The sequence below is a fragment of the Methylocaldum sp. 14B genome, assembly GCF_002005105.1.
In the GTDB taxonomy this organism is placed as follows: domain Bacteria; phylum Pseudomonadota; class Gammaproteobacteria; order Methylococcales; family Methylococcaceae; genus Methylocaldum.
In genome coordinates this window covers 12,427-28,127 of sequence record NZ_MSCV01000034.1, presented here as the reverse complement: position 1 = coordinate 28,127, position 15,701 = coordinate 12,427, and the positions used below count along the sequence as shown (strand labels likewise).

The window sequence follows — 15,701 nt, the reverse complement described above, 5'->3', positions numbered from 1 at the left end:
TCATGAAAAATTTCGAACGGTTCAATTGACGTCCTTAGATTCGTGACGCCTCCTCGAGTTTGTCTTTTCATCCCCAGCTTCGGCAATGGCGGCGTTGGGCGCACCTTCGTTCACCTTGCCAATGGTTTTTCCGCCCACGGCGTACCAACGGCTTTGATCGTCAACCAAGCCGATACCGTCTTCGCCGACCGGTTGAACCCCGAAGTCGAGCAGGTGGCCCTCCATGGCCAGAGCGACCTGGCGCTCGAAAAAGATCTGCTCGCGTTCCTGCGGACCAATAGGCCGGCTGTCGTCATGACCGGCCAAGGGCGGGACGACCGCATCGCATTGAAGGTCAAGAAAAAGTTGCGGGATTCCGGCATACGGTTTTTCTTGCGCGTCGGTACTTCGCTGGGTGCCCGGACCGAACTCAAGCATCGGTTTTGGTGGTCGCGGTGGCTGTTCCGGCGCAGACAGCAACGCCTGTTCTCGCAAAGCGACGGCATCATCGCCAATTCCCGCGACGCGGCGGCCGATTTGTCGGCTTTCCTGAACATTCCGCTCGAACGCATCAGCGTGCTTCCCAATCCCACTGTAGCGCCGGATCTGCTGAACTTTGTCCATAAACCGGTGGATCATCCCTGGCTGAAGCCGGGCAGTCCACCGGTCGTCATGGGAGCGGGGCGGCTAGGGCGCGCCAAGGATTTCCCGACCTTGCTGAAGGCGTTCGCCCGGCTGCGTCGAGATCGGGTTTGCCGCTTGATGATCCTGGGGCAGGGCCGGCAAGCGGAAAAGCTGAAAAGCCTGGCGGCCGAGCTCGGCGTTCAGGATGATTTCGACCTGCCGGGCTTCGTGGACAATCCTTACGCTTTTCTCGCCAGGGCATCGCTGTTCGTTCTGTCGTCGCTGTGGGAGGGTTGTCCGAACGTGCTCATCGAGGCTCTGGCGGTCGGTACACCTGCTGTGGCCACGGATTGTCCTAGCGGGCCTAGGGAGATTCTGGCTGAAGGTCGTTACGGGCGGATCGTCGCGCCGGGCGATGCCGAAGCTCTCGCGGAGGCGATGGCCGCGACCCTGGAAAATCCACCGCCTTCCGAGCTCTTGCGCGAGGCGGTACGGCCGTACACTCTGGAAAACAGCAGTCGCGCCTATTTGGAATCTTTCGGGCTGGGCCACCCATGAGTTCGAGCCGTACAGATCTGGCTTTATTTCTGGCGACTTCCGGTCATAGCGGGGTCGATCGGATCATGCGCAATCTGGTCCCGGAGTTTGCCCGATGGGGTCTGCGGATCGATCTCCTTAGAGTGAAAGGCCATGGTCCTCATTGGGACGATCTGCCGCACAATGTCCGGACGATCGACTTGGGCGTTTCCCATGTCAACACCGCTTTGTCGGCGTTAGTCCGTTATTTGCGCCGCAGCCGGCCCGAAGTGCTATTGAGCGACAAGGACAAGGTGAACCGCACCGCCTTGACGGCACGGGCGCTGGCTCGCGTCGATACCCGCGTGGCGGTGCGGATAGGCACGACGGTCTCCAAGAATCTCGAGCGCCGCGGCTGGTGGGCGCGAAATGGCCAGTTGGCTTCGATCCGACTGTTCTACCGCCACGCCGACTGCATCCTGACGCCTTCCGAAGGCGCGGCGGAAGATCTGGCCAGGATAGCGGGGCTGCCGCTCAAGGCGGTGACCGTGGTGCCCAGCCCGGTGCTCACGGACCGTTTCGATGCGATGGCCGAAGCGACGGTGGATCATCCCTGGTTCGCGCCGGGCGAGCCGCCGGTGATACTCGGCATCGGCGAATTGTGCGCGCGCAAGGATTTCGCCACCCTGCTGAAAGCTTTCGCGGAGCTGCGGCGTGACCGTCCTTGCCGTCTGATCATCGGCGGCGAGGGGCGGCAGCGCGACAAGCTCCAGCAACTCGCCCGTCATCTGGGCGTGTCGGACGATGTCGACCTGCCGGGATTCCTGGCCAATCCTTATGCCTACATGCGCCGGGCCAAGGTTTTCGCTCTCACGTCGATTTGCGAAGGCATGCCGGTCGTATTGATCGAAGCCATGGCCTGCGGCACATCGGTGGTATCGACCGACTGCCCGAGCGGTCCCAAAGAAGTGCTCGGAGACGGTCGTTATGGTCCGCTGGTTCCGGTCGGCGATTCATCGGCCCTCGCGGCGAAAATCGCCGACATGCTGGATAGTCCGACCTCGCCCGAAGCGTTGCACGAGGCGACGATGCCCTACACCGTTACCAACAGCGCGCGGCAATATCTGAATGCTCTGGGTCTGCTGAGAGGAGAGGGGTAATGGGTCGTGCACAGCGTCTGGCGGTACTGATTTCGTTTTCCGGCACCGGCGGCGTGGAGCGCATGGTGATGAATCTGTTGCCCGCGTTCTCGCAGGAGGGGTTGGCGGTGGATCTCCTGGCCATCTTGCGCAAGCCCGCGCCCGAACTCATAAGGCTGAACGGTTCGGGGTTGCGGGTTCTGGACTTGGGCGTTGGACACACCGCCTTGGCGGTGCCGGGGCTGGTCCGCTATCTCAAGACCGAAAGGCCGTTTGCCCTGTTGGCCGCCAAAGACAGAGCCATTCGCGCCGCGGTGCTCGCCAAGCGCGTGAGCCGAGCGGATACCCGTCTGGTGGGCCGCCTCGGGACTCATCTTTCGGCCGCCATGGCGAACAAGCCGGCACTGATCCGCTGGGCACGCCAATGGCCGATGCGCGAAATGTACTCGGCGGTGGACCGTATTGTCGCCGTGTCCGAAGGCGTCGCGGAGGACACGCGGCGGATCGCGAAATTGCCGCCGGAAAAGATCGTGGTGATCAGAAACCCGGTCATTACCCCGGAGATGATGGAAAAGAGCCGCATGCCGGTGGATCACCCCTGGTTCGAGTCGTCGGACGTTCCCGTCATTCTGGGAGCCGGACGCTTGACGCGGCAAAAGGACTTTTCGACCTTGGTCCGCGCTTTTGCCCGCGTGAGAGCCGCGATGGATTCGCGGCTGGTGATCCTCGGCGAAGGCCGGCTGCGCCCCAGTCTGGAAAAGCTGGCTGCCGATCTGGGGATCGCCGATGCCGTCGCGCTGCTCGGCCATGTCGCGAATCCGTATGCCTACATGGCGCGGAGTTCGCTGTTCGTGCTGTCGTCCGCCTGGGAAGGTTCGCCCAATGTGCTGACCGAGGCCTTGGCCCTGGGAACGCCGGTGGTGTCCACCGACTGCCCCAGCGGTCCGCGGGAGATTCTGCGGGACGGCCTTTATGGTCCGCTGGTGCCGGTAGGCGACGTGGAGCGCTTGGCCGATGCGATGTTGAACACCTTGCAGTTTCCGCTTGAGAACCGGTTGCTTCGCGAGGCAGCGTCGGAGTATACGGTGGAGCGTAGCGCGGCTCGCTATCTGGAGGTGCTGGGATTTACGCCTTCCGGCTCCGCTAAGGTTTTGCATCCGGTTTGACACAACTCTTTTGAATCCATGTTGCTCTCCCTCAAATACAACTTCCTGTTCGTCCACATCGCCAAAACCGGCGGCACCAGCATTCGCGACTCGCTTTGGCGGCAAAAGTGGACCGATCCGTACCGGATTCCGCAGTTTCTCTGCAGCAAGCTGAGCGGGATGACCGGCCATAAGATCGGAGCCAAGTTCCCGCGCCACGCCAAGATCATCGCCGCCAAGGAAATGCTCCCGCGAGAGGTCTTCGAGAGCTTGTTCAAGTTCGCCTTCGTGCGTAACCCTTGGGATTTGCAGGTGAGTTCCTATCATCACATCCGCCGCGAGCGGCCGCAGCTGATTACCCACATCGACAGCTTCGAGGCGTTTCTCCGCTGGAAGCTCGATCCGGCCCGCCCGCCGCAGTATCACGCCGACATGTCGACGGAGCTGCAAAGCGACTATGTGATCGATTTGCACGGCAACACCGTCGTCGATTTTCTCGGACGCTACGAATTCCTGGCCGAGGACTTCGAAACGGCCTGCAAGCGGATCGGCATCAAGACCCCGAAACTGCCCCACAGCCGCAAGGCGACCGACCGCCGGAAGGACTATCGGGATTACTATAACGACGTGACGGCCCAACTCGTGGCGGATCATTACCGGCCCGACATCGAGCGGTTCGGCTATCGGTTCGACGAGCCGCTGGCCTCCAATCTGACCGGCTGAGATGTATCCGTCGCTGCATATTCTCGGCAGCCGACAGTTCGGCGGTGCGGACCAGTTCTACGTGCGCTTGCTGGGCGCGCTGCACGAAGCCGGGCAGCGGGTGATCGCCGTCAACCGGTCCGGCAGTCCGGTGGCAGAAGCCCTGAAGACTAGCGCCATCGAGCAGGTACACCTGCCGCTCGCCAATCAATGGGATCTCTGGTCGGTCTGGCGGATTCGCGAGTTGGTGGCCTGGCGACAGCCGTGCATCGTCCAGACCTACATGGGGCGCGCGACGCGCCTGACCCGTTTGCCTGCCAAGGCGAAGGCCGTGCATATCGCCCGCCTGGGCGGTTTCTACAAGATCGACGGCTATTATCGCCACGCCCATGCCTGGGTGGGTAATACGCGAGGCATCTCCGACTATTTGGTCAAGTCCGGTCTTCCCGCGGAACGGGTGTTCCACATCGGCAATTTCGTACCGGAGCCCTTCGTTTTTTCGAGCCAACACCTCGAAGAGCTCCGCGACAAACACAATATCCCAAGCGACGCGCTCGTGTTATTCGCCTTGGGGCGCCTGATCGACAAGAAGGGCTTCGACGATTTGCTGCATGCCTTTGCCGAACTTCCGGCCGAATCGAACGGACGCCCGCTGATCCTGCTCGTTGCCGGCAACGGCCCCGCGGTCGATCGGCTGAAGACGCTGAGCGATAGCCTCGGATTAACCCCTCGCGTCCGCTGGTTGGGCTGGCAACAACCCGACCCGTTCTACGCCTTCGCCGATCTGTTCGTCTGCCCCTCGCGCCACGAGCCCTTGGGCAACGTCATCCTGGAAGCCTGGAATTACCGCCTGCCGGTGGTCAGCACGGCGACCGACGGCGCTCTGGAGCTGATCGAAGACGGGGAAACCGGGCTCCTGGCGCCGTGCGGCGACCCCTCGGGACTCGCGGCGCAAATCCGGAGGGCGCTCGCGCTTTCCGATACCGAAAGAAGCGCGCTCGGCGAAGCCGGTCATGCGTTGCTGCAAACCCGGTACAGCCGCGAGGCGGTGGTCGGCGCGTACCTCGAGCTTTATCAGCGACTCATGGCGGACAGAGGCGACTGACACTGATGCCGGAAATCGATTCTCCGCCGCAACGCATCCTGATCATCCGGCTCAGCGCCATCGGCGATGTCATCATGGCTTCGGGACTGATTCCTGCGCTGCGCAAGGCGTATCCGAACGCCCGCATCGCCTGGCTGACGGAATCCGCCAACGCCGATCTCCTGCGCCATAACCCGCATCTGGACCAGGTTTATTTGTGGCCGAGGAGCCGTTGGCGGCAGTTGCGCCGGGAGCGCCGCTACCGTGCGTTCGCCAGGGAAGCTTTCGATTTGATCCGATCGCTTCGAGTCGAACGCTTCGACTGGGTGATCGATCTCCAGGGTTTGCTCAAGAGCGGCGTCTGGGCTTGGCTTTCGGGCGGACGGCGGCGCATCGGCCTCGGTTCGCGCGAGGGCAGCCAGTTTCTGATGACGGAGGTTATCGACCGGCGCGTGGATGATCTCCGCATCGGCAAGGAATACAGGATGCTCGCCGAGACCTTGACCGGCCAGACCGATACTTTTGAACTCGATATCGCCGTTTCGGAAGACGATCGAAAAGGGGCAAGAGAACTGCTGGAATCGGCAGGCGTGACCGGAGCATATGCCGTCATCTGCCCGTTCACTACCCGCCCTCAAAAGCATTGGTTCGACGAACGCTGGGCGGAGCTGTCGGTCCGCCTGGCCGGCGAACGCCGGCTCGCCGTCGTTATGCTGGGCGGTCCGGCAGACAAGGCGCGTGCCGAAATCATCGCCAGGCAGACGCCGGGCCTCATTAATTTGGCCGGCCGGACAAGCCTGGGACAGTGCGCGGCGATCATCGAGAAAGCGAGGCTGTCGATCGGCGTCGATACCGGAATGACTCATCTCGGCATCGCTCTGGGCGCTCCGACCTTGGCGATTTTCGGCTCCACCCGGCCTTATTTGGAAACCGGCCGTGCCGCGGCGAGAGTGCTTTACGACCCTCTCGAATGTTCGCCCTGCCGCCGTCGTCCGACCTGCGGAGGGACGTTCGATTGCATGCGTCTCCATACCGTGGACAAGGTGTTCGGCGCCGCCATCGAGCTTCTGGAAAAAAGATCATGAAAGTGCTGCACGTGGAAATGGGGCGTCACCTTTACGGCGGCGCCAGGCAGGTGGCCTACCTTCTCAATGGCCTGAGCCGGTTTCCAGGAGAGCATGTGCTGGTATGCAGCGAGGGCGCCGAGATCGTCGGGGCTATCCAAAATCCCGCCGTCGAGATTCGACCGCTTCCGTTCCGGGGCGACTCGGATCTCGGCTTTATCGGCCGGCTGCGGCGGCTGATTCGAAACGAAAAACCGGACGTGCTGCACATCCACAGCCGCCGCGGCGATCTTCTCGCCGCTTTGGCCGGACGGCTGGAAAACATTCCGATGATCCATAGCCGGCGAGTGGACAATCCGCCGCGCTGGGTCGACACCCGCATCAAGTTTCCGCTGTTCGAGACCATCGTCACCATATCGGAAGGCATACGCGAGGTGCTCATCGAAGCTGGCGTGCCGGCCGAGCGGGTGGTCTGCGTTCCGAGCGCGGTCGACACCGAGCGCTACCGTCCGGAATGCGATAAGGCTTGGTTTCGCTCGGAATTCGGCCTCGCGGAGGGCGAGACGGCGATCGGCATGATCGCCCAGCTGATCGGCCGCAAGGGGCATGAGGTGTTATTCGACGCCTTGCCCGTGGTCCTGGCTCGTCACCCCCAAACGCGGGTTTTGCTGTTCGGGCAGGGCCCCGTGGAGGCCGAACTTCGGACATCGGCTCGTGCCCGCGGACTCGATGACACCGTAATTTTCGCCGGCTATCGAACCGATATGGCGCGGGTCATACCTTGTCTCGATCTGGTGGTCCATCCCGCCTGGATGGAGGGGCTCGGCGTCTCGCTGCTGGAGGCTGCGGCCTCTGGGGTTCCGATCGTGGCAACACGGGCTGGCGGCATTCCCGAAATCGTGAAGGACGGCATCAACGGCCGCCTGATCGAGCCCGGCGACAGCGCCGCATTGGCTTCCGCTATCGTCGAACTGCTGGACGATCCGGCGCGGCGCCGTGAACTGGGCCAGGCCGGGCGGCGTTTGGTTCTCGAACGGTTCTCGGTCGAAGCCATGGTGGAGGGCAATTACCGGGTTTACCGGCAGGTTACGGAAACGGTTGCTGAACGCGGCTAGAGGATTTTCCGATTTGGCGTAGGTCGGCAATCCTTTGCCGACGCCTTCGTCCGCAGTGAAAACGCGCCAGTCAAGTCGTCAGATCCAGCCACACGCTTTGGCAATCCGCTCGGCGCGCTTCTCCCAGCTGTACTCTCGGGCCTTTTGCTTCGCCGCTTGCGCGAGACGGCAGGCGAGTTGCGGATCGTTTTGCAGCCGCCTGATCGCCGCGATCCATCCTCCGGTGTCCGCCGGCTCGACCAACAGAGCGGTTTTCTCGTGATCGACGATTTCCCGAATCGCGGGCAGATCGCTCACGATGATCGGACGTCCCGCCGCCATCGCCTCGAACAGCTTGATGGGGCTGATCGAATCGGCATGGGGAAGGCTTCGCTGGTAGGGCAGCAGGACCAAATCGGAGCGCTCCCACCAGGTCGGCACGTCCCGGTGCGGCACGAAAGGCACGACGTGCAGCTTGCCCGAGGCTTGGACCGTATCTTCCTGTTCGCCCACCAAGGTGACGTCGGCGATTTCCGTTGCAGCGATTTCCTGGAAGACGTCGAGGCCTCGGTCGCGGCTGAGGCGCCCGAGGTACACGATGCGAGGGGCGGAGAGACGGTCGGGATCGAAGGCCGGAATCTGGTCGAATGCGGAAAGTTTGGTCCCGCTCGGACTGACGAGCACGCGCTCCGCGACGGCCCCGGCCCGGATCAATACGTCTGCCGCGGCATGGCTGATGGGGACGAGCCATCCGATGAGTCCCTGCCGATGATGCTTCACGATGCCGGCCAAATACCCTTTGCCGATCAGTTCGCGCTCCGCCTCGTGGATTTCCAGTTGATGCGGTATTCCGGCAGCGGCCAATGTGGCGCTGATTTGCACGGAGCGGGTGTAAACGCCAAGAGCCTTCCGAAGTCGCCTGCCATAAAGCCGAACGAACGGGCGGGCGTTCCAGCGCCGATTCAGCAGCCAGCTGGAACGGATGTCCAAGGACGATTCGATGCCGAAATCGCGCAGCCGGCTTTCCAGGTCCAGCGAACCCGGCCACGGCGGCAAATACAGCGTAGCGTCGACGCCCGCTTGGCGGAATGCCTCCATCATCTGCAGGGTCTGGATCAGATTGGCGCGATTTCGTTGCAGGCGGCTTCGGCCCAGATAAACGACGGGTAGCCTAGTCATGGCGGGCCGCATCGGGATGCCAGGCAAAGCTATAGGCGATCCCGGCCAGTAAAATCCAATAGGCCCGGCAGTCGCCGTGCAGAATGCGGAAGTCGAACAGGCTCCACACGGCCAAGAGAATGAAGCAGCCGGCCAGAAACGCGAAATGGTCTTTCGGCAGAATCCCGGTCTTATAGCTGCGCCATACGTTGGCCATCACCAGAAGAACCGTTGCGGCCAAGACCAGTGCGCCCAAAAGGCCGAAGCGGACCAGGATTTCCAGATAAGTGTTATGAAAGTGGTCCATCCAGTCCGCTCCTTTCGCCTGTGGATGGATCAGCTCGGGTTGACCGCTGATTTCGACGAGATGCTCGGTAGAGCCGGGGCCCCAGCCGAACCAGGGCCGCTCCAAATATTTTTGCAATCCGAATTTCTGAATATCGTGGCGATAGCCGATCGACGTGCGCGGCAAGTGCTGGTTTTCTCCCTGCAAAATCGACGAAACGACCGCGTTTTCCTGATCGATCCGGGTCCGGATCTCGCCGTGGTTCAGGGCAAACAGACCCACAACCACGCCCAGCGCGAGGAGCATGAAAGGAACCGACTTTCCGAGCTGAAGGTCGGTTCTTTTTGTCTTCCAAAAATAATGGATACCCAATGCGCTGGGAACGGCTATGAGTGCGGCAAGCCAGGCGCCGCGGGATTTGGAAGAAATCAGCATGAAACTGGATAGATATAGGGCGGCCAGCCAACAGGCGAGGCGAAATAGGTCATTCAGGGGACTCGTGCGGGTGCTCCAGATTCGCGGGGTATAGATCAAGAGTCCCAGAATTGCCGATGCCGATACCAGGCCGCTGAAGATGATTCGGAGTTTGAATCCGGTTCTTTCGGCGACGGTCATGTGATACAAGTTCGACCAATCGGCTTTCCAAAGCATGCCGATCAGGAGCCCCCCGGTGGCCAGGATCAGCGTCCAGTGGATGCGCCGCAGGTCGCCGCGCAGCCACCAGGCAAACGGCAGAAAGGCGAACAATTTGAGCCAATTCGAGGCGTCTCGGATCTGAAGTTTGCGCGTTTCGGGAAATTCGTCGATCGCGAAATAAGCCCCGATGGCCACATAAATCGCGAAAGCGGCAAACAGTCCGAACATCGGATCGCGGCGAAACACCGGCCATGCCGACGGATTCAACAGAAATGCCAGCGAAAACGCGGCTAACGCGATATTGGTGCCGGCCGGACTCAGCCAGGCAAAAAAGGCGAAAGCCAAGGCAGCCGTGACGCCGGTATAATTGGCATACTGGACCGGGGGAGCGATGACTCCAGCGACCATTGGATGATTTCTATCCGTGTGAAAAAACCACGATTTTAGCAAAGTCGAACAGGCCGCTTGAGAAATCAGGACGGCCTTTTATTAAGCCTGCACGACCTCATGAGCGAAAAACACTCCGACCGAAAGCCACTCACCGATGGAATGATCATCTATCGGCGGCTGCTCAAATACGCTTTGCCCTACTGGAAGATGTTCCTGGCTTCAATAGTGGCCATGATTGCCTATGCCTCGCTGGGACCCGCTTTCGCCAAGCTGATTCAGCCGCTCATCGACGGCAGTTTCATCGAGAATGACCCCGAGATTCTGCGTCAAGCGCCTTTCATATTGCTGGGTTTGTCGATCGCCCGTGGTATCGCCGGGTTCGCCGGGGATTACTGTTCCGGATGGGTCGGACGGCGGGTGATCGCCGATCTCCGCCGGGATTTGTTCGATCAGCTATTGAATCTTCCCTGTGCCTATTACGATCACGCCTCGTCGGGGCAGTTGCTCGCCAAACTGCTGTACAACACCGAGCAGGTGGCGAATTCCTTGACCAAGGGCGTGGTCGCGGTGTTCAAGGACGGATTGACCATCGTCGGTCTCACTTTGTTGATGGTTTACGAAAATGCCTTGTTGTCCCTGGTCTTCATGGTGGTCGGCCCGGTGCTCGGCATCAGCATTCGCCTGGTCAGCAAGCGTTTTCGCAAGATCAGCATGCGTATTCAGGAGTCCATGGGCAATGTCGGCCACGTGGCGCAGGAAGTGATCGATGCGCAGCGCATCGTCAAGGTGTTCAACGGGAAAGGCTACGAAACCGAAAAGTTCGCCAAGGAAAACGAACGCAACCAGCGGCGGCAAATGAAGCTGATCGTCACCGACGCGGTTAGCGGCTCGCTCATACAGCTCATCTATGTCAGCGGGTTCGCGGCGATTTTGTACGTGGTCTCCCTGGACTCGGTGCGCCACACCATCACGCCCGGCAGTCTGATTGCCTTCATTGCGGCGATGGCCATGATGCTGAGCCCGATCAAGCGTGCCACCCAGGTCCTCAACATCATGCAGAAGGGGATCGCCGCCGGGGACAGCATCTTCGAGCTATTGGACAAGGAGCGCGAACACGATACCGGTACGCGAGAACTCGACGCGGTAAAGGGACATATCGAATTCCGGAAAGTCGGTCTTGCGTATCACGATGACGGAGATTACGCGCTGAAGAATATCGAGTTGACGGTAAAGCCGGGCGAAACCATTGCGTTGGTCGGACAGTCGGGCAGCGGCAAAACCTCGCTGATACGCTTGCTGCCTCGCCTTTACGAGCCCACTCAAGGCGAAATCCGCCTCGACGGGCGGGACATACGGGAGTTCACCCTGGAGAGTCTGCGCCGGCATATTGCTTACGTGGGGCAGGAAGTTACCTTGTTCAACGACAGCGTTGCCAGCAATATCGCTTACGGTTGCCGGGAGTCGGTGAGTTTCGAGGAGATTCGGCAGGCGGCGAGGACCGCCCATGCGCTGAAATTCATAGAAAACCTGCCGCAAGGCTTCGACACCGTCGTCGGCCAGCAAGGTATCGTGCTCTCGGGCGGACAACGGCAGCGTATCGCCATCGCGCGCGCCGTCCTCAAGAATGCTCCCATCCTGATACTCGATGAAGCGACTTCCGCGCTGGATGCGGAGTCCGAGCGGCACGTCCAGGAGGCGCTGGAGGTATTGATGAAAGGCCGGACCACCTTGGTCATCGCTCATCGTCTGTCCACCATCCAGAATGCGGACCGGATCTATGTCATGCGGGACGGTCGTATCATCGAAAGCGGCACTCACGAGCAATTGCTGCGCGGACAATCCTATTACGCGGAGCTTCATCGCTTGCAGTTCGAGCACAAGGCGCTCAGGCCTGTCCCCCACGTTCACGCGATGCCTTAGAAGCTGTCCCGGCAAGCCCTCGAGGCCCTTCGAGAAGTTCGGGACGAACCGGCTAGCGGCAAAATCGGCGTTTACAAAAAATGCGAGTTTCGGGGATTTCTTGCGCAAATTGTTGACTAAAGTCAAGAGAGATATTGCGGTTTTATTCGTTTCGGCCTATGGTGTGTCGGCTCGCACGCAACCGCGGTGACGCTCGGAACTTCAGGCGGCGGCTGGCGAGTCGATAGAAACTACAAGAAGAGGAGGAGAAAGATCATGATGCAATTGCTGGTCGGTCTGACGGTGATCTTCGTCGTATTTGTGATCTACGAGGTATTCAAGACCGTGTCTCGCGCGGATAGCACGCCAACCCCGGTAGCGGCGCCCGAAACGAAAGCCGAGGAAGCCGCCGGCGCGCCTGCTGTCGCCGAAACGGCCGCGCCCGCCGAGGAAGAGGCCGCGCAAACCGAGCGCGGCGGACAGTTGCGCAATCCGGCTACGGGCGAAGTCTCTCCAGTGCCGACAAATTATCGTTTCGCCAAGAAATGGGTCAAAGAAGCCCTGGTCGCGGAAGGATTGCTGGATCGAGTCTATAAGCCTACGGAGCTGAACGACGCGGTTGCCGGGAAGATCAAGGACGCTCTGGATAAGCTCAAGACTCTGGATAAATATCGGGCTTGACGGCGTTGGGCGATGGAGTAAGCCCTTTAGATTTTTTTAGTTCAGGGCGACGGCTGACTCGCCTCCGTTGTGTATCTCGGCCGTCCATCCTCACCGGTTTTCCGCATTTGCTCAGTCCAGTCCCAGCTTTTTCAACTTATAGCGCAGTGCGCGGAACGTGATGCCCAACTGCTTCGCCGCCGCGGTCCGGTTCCAACGGTTTTTTTCGAGAGCCTTGATGATCGCCTGCTTTTCGATCTCGTCCATATAGCTTTCCAGCGACAGACCGTGTTCCCTCACGGGGTTCTCCTCCGACGCAGTCGGAAAAGCCGTTTCGATCATCTCCAATCGCAAACGGTCATCCAGGGAGCGCCAGGATGACCCTTCCAATCGCAAACGATCATCCGGGGAGCGCCCGGATGACCCTTCCGGAAGGTTCAAGTCCTCGACCAGAATGCGATGCCCGTCGCAGAGTGCGACGGCCCGTTCCAGAATATTTTCGAGCTCCCGTACGTTGCCCGGAAACGGATAGCTCATAAGTGCGGTCAAGGCTTCGGCGCTCAGTTCGGCCTTGGTATCTCCGGGGGAGGTGAGTTTTGCGAGTATGTGGTCGATCAAGGCCGGAATATCGCTGCGGCGCTCGCGCAAGGGCGGAACATGCATCTCGATCACGTTGATGCGGTAAAAAAGATCCTGCCGGAAATCGCCGTTTCGGACCATCTCCGCGAGATTCTTGTGAGTTGCGCTGACGATACGTACGTCTACCGGAATTTCCCGAGGTTCGCCCAGCGGTCGAATCGATTTTTCCTGAATCGCGCGCAGCAATTTGACCTGCAACGACAGCGGCAGGTCGGCGACTTCGTCCAGAAACAGCGTGCCGCCGTGAGCCGCTTGAAATAAGCCCTGCTTGTCCCCGACCGCTCCTGTAAAGCTGCCTTTTCTGTGGCCGAAAAATTCGCTTTCCATCAGGTCGTGCGGTATCGCACCGCAGTTCACCGCGACGAACGGCTTTTCGGACCGCGGACTCATGGCATGGATCAGTCTCGCAACCAATTCCTTACCCGTCCCCGATTCGCCGCTGATGAATATAGGCGCCTGATTGCGTGCCAGCTTGGTGATTTTGGAGCGGATTTCGCGCATCGCTTGCGAATCGCCGAGCAATATATGGCGGGAGCGGCGGTCCCTGCCTTCTTGCTGACCGAGCTTGAGCGCCGTGTTCACGAGGTTCCTAAGAATGTGCAGATCCAGCGGCTTGGAGACGAAGTCGAAGGCGCCGTTCTTCAAGGCGCGAATGGCCGACTCCATATTGCCATGCGCGGTGATGACCGCCACCGGCAGTGCCGGAAGGTTGAGCTGGATGTATTCCACCAGGTCCAAGCCGTCGCCGTCGGGCAGACGCATGTCGGTCAGGCAAAGATCGAAATGCCGGTTCTGCAGGAGTTCTCGGGCCTGCCGCAATGCGCCGGCCGATTGCACGTCGATATCCATGCGCTCGAGCGTGATCTCCAGCAATTCGCGGATGGCGGGCTCGTCATCGACGACCAGGGCGGACGGTCTGTTCATAATTCGATTGTGGTTTTTTCTGCGTCGGCCAAACGGAGCCGGAAGCAACCGCCGCCGGCGACAGGTTCATATTCCAGTTTAGCCTGGTTGAGTTCCGCCAGCTCGCGCGCGATATAAAGCCCGAGTCCGGTGCCGCTGGCGGAGGTGGTGAAGAATGGCTCGAACATTTGCTGAACGGTCTGACTATCGATGGGCGCTGCATGATCGATGATTTCGACGCATGGTTCGCCCCGTTGGCGCCTTACGCGCACCCGGATGGCCCCGCGTTGCGGCTCGCCGTATTTCAGCGCGTTCGAAAAAAGATTTTCAAGAATCTGTTTGAGATGGCTGGGGTCGACCGTGACCAGCGCATCGCCGATCTTGATATCGAGTTGAAAGGCTTTTTCATGTATTCCCTGCGCCATTCGGTAGTCGCGCAGAAACTTTTTCAAACTAGACGCCAAGGGAAGTATTTCTCGCTTCGATTGGCCTCGTCGCGAGATTTGAAGCACATTCTCGATGACGATGTTAACCCGTGCGGTATGGTCGAGAACGATCTGTATCAGGCGCCGGTCTTGAGATTGCAGCGACGAGCACTCGGCCAGAAGCTGAGCGGCATGGCTGATGGCGGTCAAGGGGTTGCGAATCTCGTGAGCGATGCTGGCGGTGAGGCGGCCGAGCGAAGCCAGCTTGCTTTGCTGTACCCGCTGATTGTACAGGGCATTGTCTTCCAGGAATGCCATGTAAATCGGAGGCCATGTAGGCCCTAAGCGGGTGAAGCGAACTTGCAAGGGTTGTCCTGCCCGAGAACCGAGACCCACCGTGCCGGGGATCGGATCGTCCAGCCAATCCCAAAACAGCTCGGCCAACTCCGGACAGGCGGTTTCCAAGGACCGGGCGGTCGAAGAGATGCCGAGAAGCCGAGCGGCCGAATCGTTCATCATCCAAATATGATGCTGCTCATCGATGACGAGAATACCCGACTGCAGGTGGCGGATGATGAATTCGTTGAGCTGCTGAAGATTGGCCAGGTCGACGCCGCGTTGCGCCGCGATCGCTTCGCTCTGCTCCGCGCGTCTCGCCAGCACCAGGGCGAGAATCGCGATGCCGAAGAACGAGGCCCCGAGCATGCCGGCGTAAGTGTAGGCCGCTTCGAACGCTCCGGAGAGATCGGCGTAAACTTCTTCTCCCAGGACTGCCACGCTGGCCAGCGCCGCCAGCAGCAAAGCGCAGCGACCGCCGGTCAGGATGCCGCCAGCCGCCACCGACAAAGCCAGCAATACGCCGACGCCGGTCTCCACGCCTCCCGAAGCGTGCATGATACTGGGGATCAAGACTAGATCGGCGAGCACGTGCAGCTGTGCTTGAAGCGGGAAGGCGGGGCGGCGCAGGAGCAGAGGAATAGCCGAGAAAAAAATAGATCCTAGATAGATGCTGCTGGCTGCTGCATAAAGCACGGGGTCGTGTTTACCCAGCGACGACGGCAGCGCACCCAAAAAAAACAGGAACACCAAAACGCTACCCAGCGTCAGACGGTATAGAAGATAAACCGTTAGCGACTGCCAGGCTTGGTTTTCAGGAATGCGGTAATGTTTGGAGAACGGACAGGGCGATATTTGCTTGTTGTCGAAGTCCATTGTCCGTAGCAGCTGTTGAGCGCCGTAGAGCCTCGTGCCGGGTCGTTCACCGCAAAACCGTTTGCAGGTACCTTGCGCTCCCTCGTTTCACGGGGAGCGGAGACTCGCCCGAGTTCGGGGTCGGTGCGTGGCATTGCGACATGGCT

At 60.3% G+C, this 15,701-nt stretch carries 13 protein-coding genes; 9 read left to right on the top strand and 4 right to left on the bottom strand.

Annotated features, from left to right (window positions below; all coding sequences use genetic code 11):
- The first annotated feature begins 42 nt into the window (after positions 1-42).
- The 7 genes from B2A78_RS20520 to B2A78_RS20490 are packed head-to-tail and all read left to right on the top strand — an operon-like array spanning position 43 to position 7,368.
- On the top strand, positions 43-1,161 hold the full coding sequence (locus B2A78_RS20520) for a glycosyltransferase (RefSeq protein WP_205780851.1): 1,119 nt from the start codon (positions 43-45) through the stop codon (positions 1,159-1,161).
- Positions 1,158-2,279, top strand: coding sequence for a glycosyltransferase (locus B2A78_RS20515; RefSeq protein WP_077731917.1), 1,122 nt, complete (start codon positions 1,158-1,160; stop codon positions 2,277-2,279). The genes B2A78_RS20520 and B2A78_RS20515 overlap by 4 nt, the downstream gene beginning before the upstream one ends.
- A complete protein-coding gene (locus B2A78_RS20510) occupies positions 2,279-3,424 on the top strand; it encodes a glycosyltransferase (protein ID WP_077731916.1) in 1,146 nt (381 codons plus the stop codon). The genes B2A78_RS20515 and B2A78_RS20510 overlap by 1 nt, the downstream gene beginning before the upstream one ends.
- Before the next feature lie 18 nt (positions 3,425-3,442).
- Positions 3,443-4,126, top strand: a complete 684-nt coding sequence (locus B2A78_RS20505; protein ID WP_077731915.1) for a sulfotransferase family 2 domain-containing protein — start codon at positions 3,443-3,445, stop codon at positions 4,124-4,126.
- A 1-nt stretch (position 4,127) separates the two neighbouring features.
- Complete coding sequence (locus B2A78_RS20500; RefSeq protein WP_077731914.1) at positions 4,128-5,210, top strand: glycosyltransferase; 1,083 nt, start codon at positions 4,128-4,130, stop codon at positions 5,208-5,210.
- 5 nt (positions 5,211-5,215) lie between these two features.
- Complete coding sequence (locus tag B2A78_RS20495; RefSeq protein WP_077731913.1) at positions 5,216-6,274, top strand: glycosyltransferase family 9 protein; 1,059 nt, start codon at positions 5,216-5,218, stop codon at positions 6,272-6,274.
- The gene (locus tag B2A78_RS20490) at positions 6,271-7,368 is read left to right on the top strand and encodes a glycosyltransferase (protein ID WP_077731912.1); all 1,098 of its coding nucleotides are present in this window, start codon (positions 6,271-6,273) and stop codon (positions 7,366-7,368) included. The genes B2A78_RS20495 and B2A78_RS20490 overlap by 4 nt, the downstream gene beginning before the upstream one ends.
- A gap of 78 nt (positions 7,369-7,446) precedes the next feature.
- On the opposite strand, the gene B2A78_RS20485 is transcribed toward B2A78_RS20490, so the two are convergent.
- Positions 7,447-8,526 (bottom strand): glycosyltransferase family 4 protein, encoded by a 1,080-nt coding sequence (locus B2A78_RS20485; RefSeq protein ID WP_077731953.1) that lies wholly within the window; start codon positions 8,524-8,526, stop codon positions 7,447-7,449.
- Positions 8,519-9,835 (bottom strand): O-antigen ligase family protein, encoded by a 1,317-nt coding sequence (locus tag B2A78_RS20480; protein WP_077731911.1) that lies wholly within the window; start codon positions 9,833-9,835, stop codon positions 8,519-8,521. The genes B2A78_RS20485 and B2A78_RS20480 overlap by 8 nt, the downstream gene beginning before the upstream one ends.
- A gap of 99 nt (positions 9,836-9,934) precedes the next feature.
- On the opposite strand from B2A78_RS20480, the gene msbA reads away from it, so the two are divergent.
- The gene (gene msbA / locus B2A78_RS20475) at positions 9,935-11,737 is read left to right on the top strand and encodes a lipid A export permease/ATP-binding protein MsbA (protein ID WP_077731952.1); all 1,803 of its coding nucleotides are present in this window, start codon (positions 9,935-9,937) and stop codon (positions 11,735-11,737) included.
- 255 nt (positions 11,738-11,992) lie between these two features.
- Entirely contained in the window at positions 11,993-12,397 is a 405-nt protein-coding gene (locus B2A78_RS20470) for a hypothetical protein (RefSeq protein ID WP_077731910.1), read from the top strand.
- A 111-nt stretch (positions 12,398-12,508) separates the two neighbouring features.
- On the opposite strand, the gene B2A78_RS20465 is transcribed toward B2A78_RS20470, so the two are convergent.
- Together B2A78_RS20465 and B2A78_RS20460 are read right to left on the bottom strand one after the other, a co-directional pair.
- Complete coding sequence (locus B2A78_RS20465) at positions 12,509-13,939, bottom strand: sigma-54 dependent transcriptional regulator (RefSeq protein WP_077731909.1); 1,431 nt, start codon at positions 13,937-13,939, stop codon at positions 12,509-12,511.
- A complete protein-coding gene (locus B2A78_RS20460; protein ID WP_077731908.1) occupies positions 13,936-15,555 on the bottom strand; it encodes an ATP-binding protein in 1,620 nt (539 codons plus the stop codon). The genes B2A78_RS20465 and B2A78_RS20460 overlap by 4 nt, the downstream gene beginning before the upstream one ends.
- Between the last annotated feature and the right edge of the window lie 146 nt (positions 15,556-15,701).

Coding starts and splice junctions, on each gene's coding strand:
- B2A78_RS20515 (WP_077731917.1), top strand. CDS start 1,158: ATGAGTTCGAGCCGTACAGATCTGGCTTTATTTCTGGCGACTTCCGGT.
- B2A78_RS20510 (WP_077731916.1), top strand. CDS start 2,279: ATGGGTCGTGCACAGCGTCTGGCGGTACTGATTTCGTTTTCCGGCACC.
- B2A78_RS20505 (WP_077731915.1), top strand. CDS start 3,443: ATGTTGCTCTCCCTCAAATACAACTTCCTGTTCGTCCACATCGCCAAA.
- B2A78_RS20500 (WP_077731914.1), top strand. CDS start 4,128: ATGTATCCGTCGCTGCATATTCTCGGCAGCCGACAGTTCGGCGGTGCG.
- B2A78_RS20495 (WP_077731913.1), top strand. CDS start 5,216: ATGCCGGAAATCGATTCTCCGCCGCAACGCATCCTGATCATCCGGCTC.
- B2A78_RS20490 (WP_077731912.1), top strand. CDS start 6,271: ATGAAAGTGCTGCACGTGGAAATGGGGCGTCACCTTTACGGCGGCGCC.
- B2A78_RS20485 (WP_077731953.1), bottom strand. CDS start 8,526: ATGACTAGGCTACCCGTCGTTTATCTGGGCCGAAGCCGCCTGCAACGA.
- B2A78_RS20480 (WP_077731911.1), bottom strand. CDS start 9,835: ATGGTCGCTGGAGTCATCGCTCCCCCGGTCCAGTATGCCAATTATACC.
- msbA (WP_077731952.1), top strand. CDS start 9,935: ATGAGCGAAAAACACTCCGACCGAAAGCCACTCACCGATGGAATGATC.
- B2A78_RS20470 (WP_077731910.1), top strand. CDS start 11,993: ATGATGCAATTGCTGGTCGGTCTGACGGTGATCTTCGTCGTATTTGTG.
- B2A78_RS20465 (WP_077731909.1), bottom strand. CDS start 13,939: ATGAACAGACCGTCCGCCCTGGTCGTCGATGACGAGCCCGCCATCCGC.
- B2A78_RS20460 (WP_077731908.1), bottom strand. CDS start 15,555: ATGGACTTCGACAACAAGCAAATATCGCCCTGTCCGTTCTCCAAACAT.